This window comes from Pseudomonas sp. B3G-3, assembly GCF_028640915.1.
GTDB lineage: Bacteria > Pseudomonadota > Gammaproteobacteria > Pseudomonadales > Pseudomonadaceae > Aquipseudomonas > Aquipseudomonas chlororaphis_I.
Window position 1 is genome coordinate 189,701 of sequence record NZ_JAQZAB010000118.1, and the last position, 15,657, is coordinate 205,357.

The following is a 15,657-nucleotide window of genomic DNA, read 5'->3' on the forward strand; positions in this document are numbered from 1 at the left end:
TCTGTGGACGATTGGGCGAATGTGCCGATTTCGTCTTGCTTGAGCGGGAAAAACCTCAAGCTCCAGGGCGGCGAAAGGCGGAATCTGTTTTTCGTTTTCAACGCCTGTCGGCCCGGCCGACTCAACCAACAAGGACAAGACCATGAGCCGTAAAGCCATCCACTGGAGCGGTGTGTTCCCTGCTGTCAGCACCCAGTTCAAAGCTGACTTTTCCCTGGACCTGGACGCCACCCACAGCGTCATGCGCAACCTGGTGGCCGACGGTGTGTCGGGCCTGGTGGTGTGCGGCACCGTGGGCGAAAACACCTCGCTGAGCACTGCGGAAAAACTCTCGGTGATCGAGGTCGCCAAGGACGCCGCCGGCGGCCGCGTACCGGTGATCGCCGGGATCGCCGAGTTCACCACCGAGTTCGCCCGCAACACCGTGCGCGAAGCGGCCAAGGTCGGGGTCGACGGGGTAATGGTGATGCCTGCCCTGGTGTATTCGGCCAAGTCCCATGAGACCGCCGCGCACTTTCGCAGCATCGCCACCGGCACCGACCTGCCGGTGATGGTCTACAACAACCCGCCGATCTACAAAAACGACGTCACCCCGGACGTGCTGATCGCCCTGCAGGACTGCGAAAACATCGTCTGCTTCAAGGACTCCTCCGGCGACACCCGGCGCTTCATCGACCTGCGCAATGCCGTGGGTGACCGCTTCGTGCTGTTCGCCGGCCTGGATGACGTGGTGGTGGAAAGCATCGCCGTCGGCGCCGAAGGCTGGGTCTCCGGCATGTCCAACGCCTTCCCGAAAGAGGGCGAGACGCTGTTCCGCCTGGCCAAGGAAAAACGCTTCGAGGAAGCCCTGGCGCTGTACCGCTGGTTCATGCCGCTGCTGCACCTGGATGCGCGTCCGGACCTGGTGCAGTGCATCAAGCTCTGCGAGGAGCTGGTCGGTCGCGGCTCCTCGATCACCCGCCCACCGCGCCTGGCCCTGCAGGGCGAGACCCTGGCCGAGGTCAAGGCGATAGTCGCCAAGGCCCTGGCCGAGCGTCCGCAATTGCCGGACGTCGGTCTGTAAGCCTGCCGACAGGCCGCTCCCGCGTGCAGGGTGGCGGGAGCGCCCTGGTCCACGAGAAGAACAATCAGGCACTCGCGCAGTGCCGTGTTTCACCACGTCGGCAACCCGTCCGCGGAAGGCCGGCGCGACATTCAATCTGCCTACTCCAATAACTCAATAAGAAGGCGCGCCTATGTCAGGCCAAGGCAAATTCAAGAAACAGCTCTCTCTGGTTGACCTCACCTTCATCGGCCTGGGGGCGATCTTCGGCTCCGGCTGGTTGTTCGCCGCCAGCCATGTCTCGGCCATCGCCGGGCCGGCGGGGATCTTCTCCTGGCTGCTCGGCGGTTTCGCCGTCCTGCTGCTGGGCATCGTCTATTGCGAACTGGGCGCGGCCTTGCCGCGAGCGGGCGGGGTGGTGCGTTATCCGGTGTTCTCCCACGGGCCGCTGCTGGGCTACCTGATGGGCTTTATCACACTGATCGCGTTTTCCAGCCTGGTGGCCATTGAAGTGGTGGCGGCGCGGCAATACGCGGCGGCCTGGTTTCCGGGGCTGACCCATGCCGGCAACAGCAATCCGACCATTCTTGGCTGGCTGGTGCAGTTCGCCCTGTTGTGCCTGTTCTTCTGGCTCAACTACTCCAGCGTCAAGACCTTCGCCAAGTCCAACAACCTCATCAGCCTGTTCAAGTTCGTCGTGCCGCTGCTGGTCATCGGCGTGCTGTTCACCTTCTTCAAACCGGACAATTTCCACGTCCAGGGCTTTGCCCCCTTCGGCCTGTCCGGCATCGAAATGGCGGTCTCCGCCGGCGGCATCATCTTCGCCTACCTGGGCCTGACGCCGATCATTTCGGTGGCCAGCGAAGTGCGCAATCCACAGCGCACCATTCCCATCGCGCTGATCCTTTCGGTGCTGCTCTCGACCCTGATCTACGGCCTGCTGCAACTGGCGTTCCTCGGCAGCATTCCCACCGACATGCTGGCCAACGGCTGGAGCAGCATCAGCAAGGAATTCTCCCTGCCGTACCGCGACATCGCCCTGACCCTGGGCGTCGGCTGGCTGGCTTATCTGGTGGTGGCGGACGCGGTGATTTCCCCCAGCGGCTGCGGCAACATCTACATGAACGCCACGCCACGGGTGGTCTACGGCTGGGCGAAGACCGGGACCTTCTTCAAGATCTTCACCCGCATCGACGAGCAGTCCGGCATTCCGCGCCCGGCGCTGTGGCTGACCTTCGGCCTGTCGGTGTTCTGGACCTTGCCGTTCCCGTCCTGGGAAGCGCTGATCAATGTGGTGTCGGCGGCCCTGGTGCTCAGTTATGCGATTGCCCCGATCAGCGTGGCGGCGCTGCGCAAGAGTGCGCCGGACCTGCCGCGGCCGTTCCGGGTCAGCGGCTTCGGCCTGCTGGGGCCGGTGTCCTTTGTCATCGCTGCGCTGATCGTCTACTGGTCCGGTTGGAGCACGGTGTCCTGGCTGCTGGGCCTGCAGATCCTGATGTTCGTCATCTACCTGGGCTGCAAGCGCCTGGTGCCCACCGACCACCTGAGCCTCAGCGAACAGGTGCGCTCGTCCCTGTGGCTGATCGCCTTTTACGCCCTGACCATGGTCATTTCCTACCTGGGCAGCTTCGGCGGTATCGGCACCCTCACTCACCCTTACGACACCCTGGCCGTCACGGTCATGGCCCTGTGCATCTACTACTGGGGCGCCAATACCGGGGTGCCGTCCAGCAAGCTGGTGCTGGAAGGGGAAGACGAATGACCGCTGTTCATACCATCTATTCGGAGAGGTAACTCATGCCTGTAACAGGACAACTGCTGATCGGCCAAGCCCGCGTGCGTGGCAGCCACGGCGAAGTGCATGCGCTGGCCGCCGCCACTGGCGAGGCCCTGGCGCCGAGTTTTGGCGGCGCCGGCCCGAATGACCTGGAGCGCGCCTGCGCCCTGGCCGAAGCGGCATTCGACCGCTATCGGGAAACCAGCCTGGAACAACGGGCGGCGTTCCTCGAGAGCATCGCCAGCAACATCCTCGCCCTCGGCGACGAGCTGATCGAGCGCTGCATGAGCGAGACCGGCCTGCCTCGTGCCCGCCTGGAAGGCGAGCGCGGGCGCACAGTCGGCCAACTGCGTTTGTTCGCGGCGGTGGTGCGCGACGGCAGTTTCCTGGAGGCGCGCATCGACCCGGCCCAGCCGGAACACCAGCCTTTGCCCAAGGTGGATCTTCGCCTGCGCCAGATCGCCATCGGGCCGGTGGTGGTGTTCGGTGCCTCGAACTTTCCCCTGGCGTTTTCCGTGGCCGGCGGCGACACCGCCTCGGCGCTGGCCGCCGGTTGCCCGGTGGTGGTCAAGGCGCATTCGGCGCACCCCGGCACTTCGGAACTGGTAGGGCAGGCGATCCAGCAGGCGGTGCACAGCCACGGGTTGCCGGAAGGGGTGTTCTCGCTGCTGTTCGATGCCGGCCGCAGCATCGGCCAGGGGCTGGTGGCGGATGGGCGGATCAAGGCCGTGGGCTTTACCGGTTCGCGTAGCGGCGGCGTGGCGTTGATGCAGATCGCCGCGGCCCGTGAGGAGCCGATCCCGGTCTATGCCGAGATGAGTTCGATCAACCCGGTGCTGTTGTTGGCCAATGCACTGGCCGAGCGGGGAGAGGAAATTGCCAAGGCCTTTGTCGGCTCCCTGACCCTGGGCGCCGGCCAGTTCTGCACCAACCCGGGGTTGATCCTCGCCGTCGACAGCCCGGCGCTGCGGGCATTCGAAGCCGCGGCGGCCGCGGCGCTCAAGGTGGCGCCGGCGCAGACCATGCTGACGCCAGGCATTCACGCCAGCTACTGCCAGGGTGTCGAGCGGCTGCTGCGGCATGCCGAGGTGGACTGCCTGGGACAGGGCGGTGACGGCGAGCGTTATCAGGCCCGGGCCGCGCTGTTCGCCACGTCGGCTGCGGCTTTTATGGCCCGCGCTGCGCTGCGCGAAGAAGTCTTTGGCCCGGCCTCGTTGATCGTGCGCTGCACTGATGCGGCCCAGATGAAAGCGCTGCTGGCGAGCCTGGAAGGTCAACTGACCATCGCCCTGCACCTGAGTGACGACGACCATCCGCAAGCCCGGGAACTGCTGCCGTTGCTGGAGCGAAAGGCCGGCCGCCTGCTGGTCAACGGTTTTGGCACTGGTGTCGAAGTCGGCCATGCCATGGTCCATGGCGGGCCGTTCCCCGCCACCTCGGATACGCGCACCACCTCGGTGGGCAGCCTGGCGATCCAGCGTTTCCTGCGTCCGGTGTCCTATCAGGACTTGCCGCAAGCACTGCTGCCGCAGGCCCTGCGCAGCGACAACCCCTGGCAGGTTCCGCTGCGCCTCAACGGTGAGCGGCCGTGTTGAGAGGGGTGTAGAGAGTGCGCCAGGTTGGCTGTTTGCTGCTCAGGCGCATTTCACTAAATAGGTTTTGTCGCCACCGCCTGATGGAGGCGGTTTTGTCTTCACGATCATGAGGCAGTGAAATGTCCGAATTCATCACCCTGTCCCTCGACCAGGTCCGCGAGCTGTCCCTCAAGGTGCTGACCCGCCACGGCCTGTCCGATGCCCATGCCCGGGCTATTGCCGAGGTTATCACCCAGGGTCAGCGCGACGAGTGCCACTCCCACGGGGTGTATCGCCTGCTGGGCTGTGTGCGTTCCGTGCGCGAGGGTAAGGTCGACCCGCTGGCCGAACCGAGCCTGCGGCCTATTTCCGCGGGCGTGCTGGAGGTGGATGCGCACTACGGCTATTCCTTGCTGGCGTTCCAGACCGGCCTGCCGTTGCTGGCGGAAAAGGCCCGCAGCCAGGGGCTTGCGGCCATGGCGATCAAGCGCTGCTTCCATTTCTCGGCGCTGTGGCCGGAGGTCGAGGCGATCGCCGCCGAAGGGCTGGTGGGCATCGCCATGAACCCCAGCCACAGCTGGGTGGCACCGGCCGGTGGCAGCAAGCCGGTGTTCGGCACCAACCCCCTGGCATTCGCCTGGCCACGCCCGTCGGGCCAGCCGTTCGTGTTCGACTTCGCCACCAGCGCCATCGCCCGCGGCGATATCGAACTGCACGCGCGCCAAGGCAAAGCCATCCCCGAACATTGGGCCATCGACGCCCAGGGCCAGCCCACCACGGACGCCAAGGCGGCCCTGCAAGGCGCCATGCAAACCTTCGGCGGGCACAAGGGGTCAGCCCTGGCGGCGATGATCGAACTGCTGGCCGGCGCGCTGATCGGCGACCTCACCAGCGCCGAGTCCATGGCCTTCGACGCCGGCGTCGGCGCCGCGCCCTGCCATGGCGAACTGATCCTGGCGTTCGATCCGAAGGTGTTTCTGGGGCAGGACTACGAGAACGGCCTGGCGCGCGCCGAAGGGCTATTCGCGGCCATCACCGCGCAAGGCGCGCGGCTGCCGTCGCAGCGGCGTTTCGAGGCCAGGGCGCGCAGCATGCAACACGGCGTGCAGATTCCACTCGCGCTGTTCAACGATATCCAGGCGCTGTTGGCGTAGTAACCACGATTTCCTGTAGGAGCGAGGCTTGCCCGCGATGGCGTCGCAGGCCTTCAGAAAGGGGTTGCTGCCTGGAACAGGGTGGTGGCCTGTGGTGGCGAGCAAGCTTCGCTCCTAAAGCTGTCTGCGTGTCAGGGGGCGGTTCTGCTACGGATATCCGGCGATGCCGACGCCGACCTGCTACTTTCTCTGCGGCATCTTTCCATCGGTGAATACGGATATCCAGTTGATGAACCACCACTTCGAAACCCCCAACCTGCTGCTGCGCCCGCGCACCTTCGAACACTTCGAGGCGTGCATCGCCATGGACCTCGATCCGCACGTCACCCGTTACCTTCCCGGCCCCTGGGACGGTGGCGAGGAGCACCGTGACTTCGTGCGTTCGCGCATCGAGCGTGATTTTGGTGAGCACTGCGGTTACTGGGCGATCTTTGCCAAGTCCGCGCCGGAGGAGTTTCTCGGCTGGGTGTCGTTCATTCCCTACGAGGCCGTCGGCCCCGAGTTGGAAATGGGCTGGCGCCTGGTGCGGCGGGCGTGGGGCAAGGGGGTTGCGTCCGAGGCGGCGGGGCGCATCGTCGAGCATGCCTTTCTCGGCGCTGGAGTCGAACGCATCGTCGCCGATGCCCATGCCTTGAACCAGGCGTCGTTGGCGGTGGCGCGCAAAGTGGGTTTTCGTTTTGTGCGCGACGGCGAGTTCGAAGGCTTGCCGAGCAAGTTCTTCGAGATGACCCGGGCGGATTTCGACGCTCGACGACCTTGATCTGCCGCCGCTGGCTGGCCGTTTGTCGCCACCCCGCTGTCGCGATCTGCCGGCCGCTACCAGGTTCAGCAAGCAGACAGTTTCGAGCTGTTAAAACACTCCGTACGCCTGGCAGGAGCCGGGTGGTTGCAGGGGGCGTTGTCAGCAGTTCAAACGTCGGCGTCAAGCGCCGGGGAGGCAGCATGTTGTTACGTTACACGGCTCTGATGGCGGTGGTCGTAGTGGCCTCCGGGTGTGTGCAGGAACGGGTGGTGCATGAGCGGCGGGTGGTCGAACGCGCGGCGCCGGTGGAGTACACCGAGGTGGTTGCGTCGCAGCCACCGCCGGTGCGGGTTATCGAAGTCGAGCCCATGCATCGCCCGGGTTATGTCTGGTCCCGGGCTTACTGGCACTGGGATGGCCGGCAATATGTGGCGGTCCATGGCCACTGGGAGCCGTTGCGCCCCGGGTACCATTATGTGCACCCGTTCTGGGAGCGTCGCGGCGATGGCTGGCACCTGCATGCGGGTGGCTGGGCCAGTTGAGCGAGAATAGCCCCAGCTATAAAAGCGAAGGTAATCCGTTGTAGGAGCGAGGCTTGCCCGCGATGGACTTGAGAGCGCCGCGTTTACCCAGTAGATGCGCGTTATCGTTAGCGACCATCGCGAGCAAGCTTCGCTCCTACCCTTTCTTTGACTGATCGACATCAAATGCTGCTGGCGTTAGGAGCGCCACCAGCCTTCGGGCAGTTCGACCTCGCGTTGCGCCTGCGCCAGGGCCGCGCGCAGCCCCGGTTTATCCAGCGGGATGCAGTAGGCCGGTTTGGCCCGTTCGAAGCGCCAGCTGTCCGCCAGGCCGCCGCCATCGACAGCGTCGAAACCCAGCTCGTCGAGCAGTTGCACAACCTGCGCCTTGGCCTGCGGATCGTCGCCGGCAATCGGCAGGGCCCGACGATCGGCAGCGCCGTCGGGGCGGGCGTCGGTCAGCAGGTCCTGGGCGAGGATGGCATTGAACACCTTCACCACCCTGGCGCCTTCGAGGTGCTCGGCGAGCAGTTGGCTGGTGGTGGTTTCGAAGCGGTCCAGGGCCTCAATATGGCCGTCGCGATCCGGGTAATAGTTGTTGGCATCCAGCACCGTCTTGCCGGCCAGCAGGGCCGCGGGGAGGCTGCGGTAGTGGGCCAGTGGAATGGCCACCAGCACCAGCTCGCCGAACTGCACGGCGTCTTCGACGCTGCCGATGCGGCTGCCGCGAATGCCGCTGGCCACGCTGCTCATGGTCTGCGGGCCGCGGGAGTTGCTGAGCAGCACCTCATGTCCCGCCGCCAGGGCCAGTTGCGCCACGGCGCGCCCGATAAAACCTGCTCCGATAATGCCGATACGCATGTCCATGCTCCGTTGAAAGGGTCGAGCGGCTATGATGATTCGCCACTCAATGGCGATAAATAAGCATCTGGTACTGGGTCTCGTTACTGGGAGTGTTGAATGATGGATCGTCTGACCAGCATGGAGGCCTTTGTCGTGGCCGCCGAAAGCGGTTCCTATGCCCGTGCGGCGACTCGCCTGGGGCTATCGCCGCAGATGGTCGCCAAGCATGTCGCGGCGCTGGAGCAGCGGCTGGGCGCGCGCCTGCTCAACCGCACCACGCGCCGGCAAAGCCTGACCGAGCTGGGCAGTGCCTACCTCGAGCGCTGCAAGCACATCCTCGGCGAGGCCCAGGCCGCCGATTCCCTGGCGCAGATCATGAACGCCACGCCCCGGGGCAAGCTGCGCATCAGCGCGCCGGTGACCTTCGGCTCCTACAGCCTCATGCCGTTCGTGACGGCGTTTCTGCGCGAGCATCCGGAGGTGGAAATCGACCTGCACCTCACCGATCGCTACATCGACCTGGTGGAGGAAGGCTACGAGGCAGCCTTTCGTATCGGGCCACTGGCCGACTCCAGCCTCACCGCCAGGCCGCTGGCGCCCTATCGGCTGATCGCCTGTGCGGCGCCTGCCTACCTCGCCGCCCGGGGCACGCCACAGGTGCCGGCGGATCTCGAACAGCATGAGTGCCTGGGGTACGTCTACTGGTCGCGGCCGGCGGACCACCAATGGCAGTTCCGCCGCGCCGGCCAGGTACATGAGGTTCAGGTGCGCAGCCGTTTGCAGGTCAACGAGAGCAGGGCCCTGCTGTCGGCGGCCGTGGATGGCTTCGGCATCGTCCTGGGGCCGGCGGATTTTCTCGAGCCGGCGCGGGCCGCGGGGGAGTTGGTGCAGTTGCTGCCCGGCTATGAGGCGCCGAGCCGCGCCATGCATCTGCTGTACCGGCCGGATCGGCGGATGACCGCCAAGCTGCGGCACTTCATCGATGCGGCTATCGCACGTTTTGGCGCCTGAGATCAGCGCCGAAAACCGTCAAAGCGCTCTAGACCGAAGGTCTTGAGAACCGCACTTTTTTGTAACCGATACCGTTCGTCCGACGGATGGGTTTGGCAAGCGCCTGCCCGTCAGTCATTCTGGAGGGCGATGTCCTAATGCCACTATCGCATTCAAGGTCGTCGCGTCCCTCCAGCCTCCCTGCGAATAGGTTGTTTATTGTGATGATCGCGTTATCCCGGCCCGAGGTTGTGTATGCCCGATAAGGCGATTGCCGAGGAGCGGCGCCTGGCCGCCCTGCATGCCCTGGAGTTGCTGGACACCGCCAGTTGCGAGAATTTCGACCGGATCTGCCGCATGGCGGCCGAGTACTTCAAGGTGCCGACCGCCTTGATCAGCCTGGTGGATCGCGATCGCCAGTGGTTCAAGTCGCGGGTGGGGTTCGATCAGCCGCAGACCCCCATCAGCCAGTCATTCTGTGTCTTCACGGTGCAAGGCCGCGAGGTGCTGGAGGTGCGCAACGCGGCGCTCGATCCGCGCTTTTGCGACAACCCGCTGGTGACCCGGGACCAGGGCATCCGCTTTTACGCCGGGGCGCCGCTGTTGACCTCCTCCGGTTATGCCATCGGCAGCCTGTGCATCATCGACAAGGTCGAGCAGCAGTTGAGCATCGTCGAACGCCAGCAGTTGCGGGACATGGCGGCGATGGTCATGGAGCAGGTCGAGCAGCGCCAGCGCCTGCGGCGTCGCGACCCGGTCAGCGGCCTGGCCAATCGCGAGCAGTTCCAGGGCGACCTGCGGGATCTGGCCGAGCATCACCTCGGCGAAAAGCGCGTGCTGGTGCTGATCGATGCCCTGGACATGAAGGTCGCCCACGAATTGACCCTGGCCCTGGGGCTGGCACCTTTCGAGACCATCATCCGTTTTCTCGCGCTGCGCCTGCAGGAGTACCTGGGGCGGCATGTGCGGGTCTATCACGTGTCGGTCAAGCGCTTCGGCTTCCTGCTGCCGGCGCCGGCCGAAGGACTCGACAAGTTGCTCGATGCCCTGGTCAGTCGCCTGCGCCGCCAGCCGCCCGGGCTGGGGTTTCCCATGATTCCCACGGTCTGCGCCGGAACCGTGGAGTTCGAGATCGATACCCAGTCGGTGGACGATGCCTTGCGCAAGGCCATGTTCGCCCTGGAGCTGGCCATGGCCAGGCGCAGCTTCTGGGCGCACTACGATGCCGGGCGCGATCATGCCCAGCGCCGCGCGTTCAACCTGGCCTCGGACCTCAACGATGCCTTGCGCAGTGGTCAGATCTACCTGATGTTCCAGCCACGCTTCGCCCTGCCCGACGGGGCCCAGGTGAGTGCCGAAGCCTTGCTGCGCTGGGAGCATCCGTGGCTGGGGCCGATCTCGCCCGCCGAGTTCATTCCGGTGATGGAGCGCAATGGCCTGATTCATCAGGTGACCCGCTGGGTCATCGACACGGTGCTGAGCAAGCTGCACACCTGGAGCCTGCCCGAGAGCAGCAAGCTGTCGATCAATCTGTCGCCCAAGGATTTCGAGGACCAGGATATCGCCGAGCTGATCCGTCGTGCCTGCGAGCTGCATCGCATCGACCCGCGGCGGCTTGAAGTGGAGATCACCGAAGGCGAGTGGCTGCGTTCCAACCCGAATGTCCTGGCGCAGCTGACCCGCATCCGTGAGTTGGGCATGGATGTGGCCATCGATGATTTCGGCACTGGCTACAGCAACTTCGCCTACCTGCATCAGATCCCGGCCAATGTGGTGAAACTCGACAAGTCGATGATCACCGACCTGGAACGCAACACCCAGCACCAGAAAATCACCCGCTCGATCATCAGCCTGGCCCGCGAGCTGGGTTATCGCACCGTGGCCGAGGGCATCGAGAGTTTCAAATGCCTGCAGATGCTGTATGCGTTCGGTTGCGATGAGGCCCAGGGCTATTTCCTCGCCCGGCCGATGCTGCAGGAGCGCTTCCTGGCCTGGAGCGGGGCGAATCGTTTTCCGTTGCAGCCCTGGGTCTAGGGCAGGGCTGCTGCTCATCGACGAGGCTGTGCCTTAGCGGGCCTGGCCGAGGGCCTTGGCCATGGCTTCGCCTACCAGGGCATGAACCTTGCGGGTCGGGTGCCATTCATCCCAATAGAAATATTCGTCTGGATGGGCGCATGCCGGCTTCACCTCGGGGTAGGTCGGCTGGCACGGCTGGTCGAGCTGGGTCAGGCCCTGTTCGGCTGGCTGGCGGCGCAGCTGGTCGCTGAAGGCGATGTGGTCGAAGTAGGTGATTTGTACATCGAGCTTTTTGCTCTCGGCCACCAGCAGCGGCGGCAGTTGCCGTTCAAGTATCTGCTGATAGCGCAGCGCCGGTTCGCGCTGCCCGCTGGCCACCACTGCCGGAGCATGGCTCAGGTCGGTGCTGCCGATTACCAGGAAATGCCTGGCCCCGGCCTTGGCCAGGCGGCTGACGGCGTTCTGGATATGGCTGATGCTGCTGGCGGCCAATTCGTCGATCGGCTCCTGGTGGCCGAAGTCGGCGTGCTCGAAAAAGTCGTTGGCGCTGATGAAAATGAAGTACAGCGCGCGTGGATCGGCCTGGCCTTTGGTGTTGGCCAGGTAGTCGTCGATTTGCCCGCTCACTCCTGTGTCACGGTACGCAGTCATCCAGGCGTAGTAATTGTTCCGGCCGCTTTTCGCGCCGCCAACGGCGTGGTCGGTGAGGGGCAGTTGCAGGCTTTTGGCAAGCACTTCGACGGCAGTCGGACCGTTGCTCCAGCGGCCTTGCCAGTACAGCTCGCCGGGCAGTTGCTGAGCGTCCTTGAGCTGCTGGGCGAGCATGTCCCGGGTCAAGCGGTCGCTGGCGCCGTTGTCGGAATAGCTGTCGCCAAAGGCGTAGAGATGATCGAACGAAGGGCCGGCCAGACAGCTGCCGGCGACCAGTGAAAGTGCGAGCAAGGGAGCGAGCAGGATCTGGCGCATGGTCGGTCTCTACGGTGAAAGGCGAGGGCCCATCGTAGAAGTTTCGAGCGCTGCCGATGCACCGGATGCGACCTGGGCGTAGCCGTACTCGTCCGCGCGTGCCTGTGGGCGACCTGTACGACTAAAGTCTCACCGCGGCGAACGGGCGAGCAAGGCCTCGACCTTTTGCCCGAACGCCAGGGCGGTTTCAAATACCGAATGGACGTGTGTATTTGCCGGGCAATGAGTGCGTCGACTCAAAGAGAGCTGTCACCACGTATACCGGTAGCCGGCGCTGACCGACCAGGGTTTATCCAGCTTCGAGCCGTTGGCGTATTCATAGTCGGCATAGACGCGGTGGCTGGCACCCAGCGCGGCAGCGATGCCCAGGCCCAACTCGGTACGGCCACCGGACAGGTCGGTGCGGGTGGCGATGCCGTTGGTGCGCACCGTACTTTTGCCGTTGAGCTCCTGGGCACGGCCTACCTTGACATAGGGTTGGATAAAATCTGCGTTGGCCAGTTCGATGCGGCGACCCAGCGCGGAGCCTGCCCGTAATTGCAGCGAATTGCCGGCTCCGGCCGAAACGTCGAGCCCGTTGCTGGCTCGATAGTTATCGCCGTTGACGTGGACGACCGCCATGCCAGCCTGCGGCTCCACGAACCAGCCCTCGCCCAATTGCAGCTGGCGCCCCGCTTCGAGGGTGGCGCCGATGGCGTTCTGGGACGTTTTGCCTTTCACCCTTTGGCCATCGGTGGCCTCCACCTTGAAGTCCTGCTGTATACGGTTGGCCTTGAGCACGCCATCGACGTACCAACCGGAATCCGCCAACCAGGTGGTATAAGCGCCCAGGTGATAGCTGTTGGCACTGCCCGAGCCATCGCCGGAGAAGTGGCGGTCGGCGGAGCTGTAGCCGGCGATGCCGCCGATGTACCAACGGCCATCCTCGACCGGCAGGGATTTGTCGGCGCCGATTTGCATCCCGCTGACGGTCTGTTCGAATGCTCGCGCTCCATGGTTATCGAGCTTCTGACGCTCGCCAAAGCTGCGTATCCAGAGCCCGTCTTGATCCTTGCCCTGACGCAGCTCGCCCATGCGCCTGGCCAGCGTGCCTGACTCCGCATGCCAGATCGCCTGCGCGGTGCTGGCGGCCGAGGTGTTGATCGCCGCGTTGGCAGCCGTCGACAAATGTTCCGGCCGCGGCTTGTCAGGGCCAGGGGGAGTGACCGGTGGCGGATCGACGGGGAGAGGCGGAACCGGTGGCGGCAGCACAGGCGGGGGCTCCACGGGAGGCGGAGTTACTGGAGGGGGGATTATCGCAGGAGGCTCGACCGGGGCGTTTCGTCCGGTATTCAACAGCCTCCAGTCCGTAGGTCGGCCGCCTGCGCTGTCATCGCGCTTGAGCTCATAACGGTAGGTCCCGACGTCCACGACCTGGCCCCTGTTGGCCAACGAGAAGGAGCCTGGACCGCCTTCGGTCTGGATAAGCTTCAGGGCGCCATTGGCCGTCGCAGGTTCGGTCCCGCTGTTGGCCACCAGTACGCGGTGATTGCCCTCGACGGTGCCTGCGACACGCAGCAGGTCACCCTGGCCGGAGCCGATGTCGGTGCGCATTTCGAACAGGCCGCCACCCTTGAGATTGCCGCTGATGTCCAGCGTCTTGAAATCGCTTCCAGGGGTGTCGAAGGAAACGCTGCCCGTCGTGTCCAGGTCCGCTACTGCCGAGTTGCCGCGCACGCGCCAGACACTGCTGTCGTCGATGCTCAGTTTGTCCACGGTCCGCCCGTTCCGATCGAGCAGTGCGCCGGTCAGCATGGAATGGTCCTGCAAGCTCAGGCTCGCCGATCCGCTATCGATCGCTACATCGCCTTCGAGGCGGCTGCGCAGTGCATTGAGCTGCACGTTACGCGCGGCGATGTTCAGCTTGGCGTTGTCGCTGCCGGTCCATTCATCCAGTTGCAGGAGGGTGCCATTGCCGCCATTTCGCGATTTGCCGATGACCATACTATCGACCAGGTTCGCTGTCAGGCCGGAACCTTCGACGGTGATGCCATGCCCATCCTCGGTTTCGATATGGCTGTTGCGGATGGTGACTTCATTGTCGACTCCAGCCTTCATCGAGTAGGCCATTAAGCCGGCAGCGCCCGTACCGCTGGTGCGCATGTCAACGCCGTCTAGCGTGACCGTTGCGCCGCTGTTGCCCATCCTCAAGCCGGTGGCGAAATCTCCCGTGGTGCGTACTGTCGTCCCCGTGGCCTGCAGGCGACCGCCATTGACCAGCATGCCGTAGGCGGTCTTCCCATGGGTGGTCACCGAACCGCCTTCGAACGCGATATCGGACACAGCGGTACGCGACACCACACCGATGGCCGCCTGACCAAAGGTCTCGATGGCAACGTTACGGAGCGTACTGGTCGCGCGGCCGCCACTGCCGGTCCAGGCTTCGGATGAGTAGAGACCGTGGCCGCTGGTCCCGTGGGTGGTGATCGAGCCGCCGTCCATGGTGAAAGTACCCGCGCGGTTGTCGACACCCACGCCATTGGCGCCGGTCATCTCGATGGTCGAGTCCTTGACGGATACGACCGCCTTGCTCGGCAGCCAGATGCCTGAAACCTGGGAGCCGTTGCTGTCGATCTGTACGCGTTCCAGGGTGGCGCGACTCTCACTTTGTGCGTTGAGGCCATAGCCCGCCTCGGAATGAATCTTCACATCGGTCAACTTGGCCGTGGATTGGGTGATGCTGGCCCCCGAAGCGCTGCCCAGGTGAACACCGGAACTATAGGCGTCGATGGTGCTTTGGGAGAGCGAAAGCGTTCCCCCGGATGTCTCGATACCCCTTCCGCGGAGCGTGCGGATATCGGTATGGGTCGCAGTGACCGAGCCACGGTTGATCATGATGCCTCTGCTGCCCCATTGCGTGGCAGTGTCGTTGGCATTCAGCCTGGCCTTGTCCAGGACGATACTCCCACCGTCCTCGGCATTGACCGCGGCGGCTTCCGCTCCCCAGGCGGTAATTTCCAAGCCTTGAGCGGTAATTGTCGAACCTGCTCCCGCACTATTCAGGCCATGGGCGCCATAGCCCCGGGCGCTGATCGTCCCCCCGGTGACTTCGGCCTGGCCGCCCTCGCGGGCGTATACGCCGTGGGATTCCTGTCCTTCGGTGGTGATCGTGTTGCCATTCAGGACGGCTTTGCTGCCGGCGTCCTGCACCACTACGCCTTGGGCATTGCGGTAGCCCTGGGTGTTGATCGTGCTATTGGACAGGTCCAGTGTCCCGCCCGATCTCAGGGTAATACCCGTGGCCCCGACTCCCGTATCGGCGATCCCGGATTCGATGCTGACGCGATCGCCCGCGAGAGCGTTGCCGGCCCCACTGATAAGGATGGCTGGAGCGACTTGCCGATTGACCACCATATCGCCGGGATCGAGCAGCATGGATTCGCCATTGGGCGAGGACAGGTCGATGCTGGGATAGGTGGCCGCTGCTGCGGTCATGGAGAGTGACGGGAACAACACCGCCAGGATGGCGAGAGAGAGGCGAGTCGGCTTCAGTGTCATGGAGTAGGGCTCCGCTGGACGCCGCTCCACACGAATTATCGAATCATCAGACTGCGATATTGATGGATTTCATTCGTACAGAATCGATGGGCGTGAAGGGTTGGCAGGAGTGTCTCGACTGCGCCGACTCCACGAGTCGTCAACGATTCGTGAGTGTGCGGCGAGTTCGAATGCGCAATTCTCCCCGCCGTTTCTGCACTGAGAACATAAGAAGGTTCTTAAAAACGGCCTTGTATGACACGGCGGCCAGAGCGTGTTTTTCCCGGCTCCCGCAGCGCTTCCAACGCAGGCAATGGCTGCCCCGCCGCGGCGTAACCCTTCAGTGGCTGCCAATACAATCGGGCAAACCATGGCTGCGACAAGGATGTTCGTTGAGATGTTTCAGTAATATCTGACGCGGCAGGCCCAACAGAACCATCACGCTGGTGTGGGCTGGAAGTCTTGGTCGATTGGGGGAGATGGGGTTTTGCGTGTCTGCCTGGTAGTAGCGGCGTT

Annotated in this window: 11 protein-coding genes; 8 read left to right on the forward strand and 3 right to left on the reverse strand. The window is 64.2% G+C overall.

Annotated elements, in window-relative coordinates; translation table 11 throughout:
* Nucleotides 1-142: 142 nt before the first annotated feature.
* The 6 genes from PVZ80_RS23335 (at nucleotide 143) to PVZ80_RS23360 (ending at nucleotide 6,831) form a co-directional block, all read left to right on the forward strand.
* Complete coding sequence (locus tag PVZ80_RS23335; RefSeq protein ID WP_009047461.1) at nucleotides 143-1,063, forward strand: dihydrodipicolinate synthase family protein; 921 nt, start codon at nucleotides 143-145, stop codon at nucleotides 1,061-1,063.
* Nucleotides 1,064-1,235: 172 nt separating this feature from the next.
* The gene (locus PVZ80_RS23340; protein WP_273864606.1) at nucleotides 1,236-2,804 is read left to right on the forward strand and encodes an APC family permease; all 1,569 of its coding nucleotides are present in this window, start codon (nucleotides 1,236-1,238) and stop codon (nucleotides 2,802-2,804) included.
* Nucleotides 2,805-2,839: 35 nt separating this feature from the next.
* Nucleotides 2,840-4,414 (forward strand): aldehyde dehydrogenase (NADP(+)), encoded by a 1,575-nt coding sequence (locus PVZ80_RS23345; protein ID WP_273864607.1) that lies wholly within the window; start codon nucleotides 2,840-2,842, stop codon nucleotides 4,412-4,414.
* Between the two features lie 119 nt (nucleotides 4,415-4,533).
* A complete protein-coding gene (locus tag PVZ80_RS23350) occupies nucleotides 4,534-5,547 on the forward strand; it encodes an Ldh family oxidoreductase (protein WP_273864608.1) in 1,014 nt (337 codons plus the stop codon).
* A 229-nt stretch (nucleotides 5,548-5,776) separates the two neighbouring features.
* Nucleotides 5,777-6,307, forward strand: a complete 531-nt coding sequence (locus PVZ80_RS23355; RefSeq protein WP_337960733.1) for a GNAT family N-acetyltransferase — start codon at nucleotides 5,777-5,779, stop codon at nucleotides 6,305-6,307.
* Between the two features lie 182 nt (nucleotides 6,308-6,489).
* On the forward strand, nucleotides 6,490-6,831 hold the full coding sequence (locus PVZ80_RS23360; protein ID WP_009047466.1) for a YXWGXW repeat-containing protein: 342 nt from the start codon (nucleotides 6,490-6,492) through the stop codon (nucleotides 6,829-6,831).
* A gap of 177 nt (nucleotides 6,832-7,008) precedes the next feature.
* On the opposite strand, the gene PVZ80_RS23365 is transcribed toward PVZ80_RS23360, so the two are convergent.
* Entirely contained in the window at nucleotides 7,009-7,671 is a 663-nt protein-coding gene (locus PVZ80_RS23365; protein WP_289942882.1) for an NADPH-dependent F420 reductase, read from the reverse strand.
* 102 nt (nucleotides 7,672-7,773) lie between these two features.
* Between PVZ80_RS23365 and PVZ80_RS23370 the strand changes: the two genes are divergently transcribed.
* Together PVZ80_RS23370 and PVZ80_RS23375 are read left to right on the forward strand one after the other, a co-directional pair.
* The gene (locus tag PVZ80_RS23370) at nucleotides 7,774-8,664 is read left to right on the forward strand and encodes a LysR family transcriptional regulator (protein WP_273864655.1); all 891 of its coding nucleotides are present in this window, start codon (nucleotides 7,774-7,776) and stop codon (nucleotides 8,662-8,664) included.
* A gap of 234 nt (nucleotides 8,665-8,898) precedes the next feature.
* Nucleotides 8,899-10,677, forward strand: coding sequence for a putative bifunctional diguanylate cyclase/phosphodiesterase (locus tag PVZ80_RS23375; protein WP_016702120.1), 1,779 nt, complete (start codon nucleotides 8,899-8,901; stop codon nucleotides 10,675-10,677).
* 33 nt (nucleotides 10,678-10,710) lie between these two features.
* On the opposite strand, the gene PVZ80_RS23380 is transcribed toward PVZ80_RS23375, so the two are convergent.
* Nucleotides 10,711-11,625, reverse strand: a complete 915-nt coding sequence (locus PVZ80_RS23380) for an SGNH/GDSL hydrolase family protein (protein ID WP_273864610.1) — start codon at nucleotides 11,623-11,625, stop codon at nucleotides 10,711-10,713.
* Nucleotides 11,626-11,874: 249 nt separating this feature from the next.
* A complete protein-coding gene (locus tag PVZ80_RS23385) occupies nucleotides 11,875-15,162 on the reverse strand; it encodes an autotransporter outer membrane beta-barrel domain-containing protein (protein ID WP_273864611.1) in 3,288 nt (1,095 codons plus the stop codon).
* Nucleotides 15,163-15,657 lie beyond the last annotated feature (495 nt).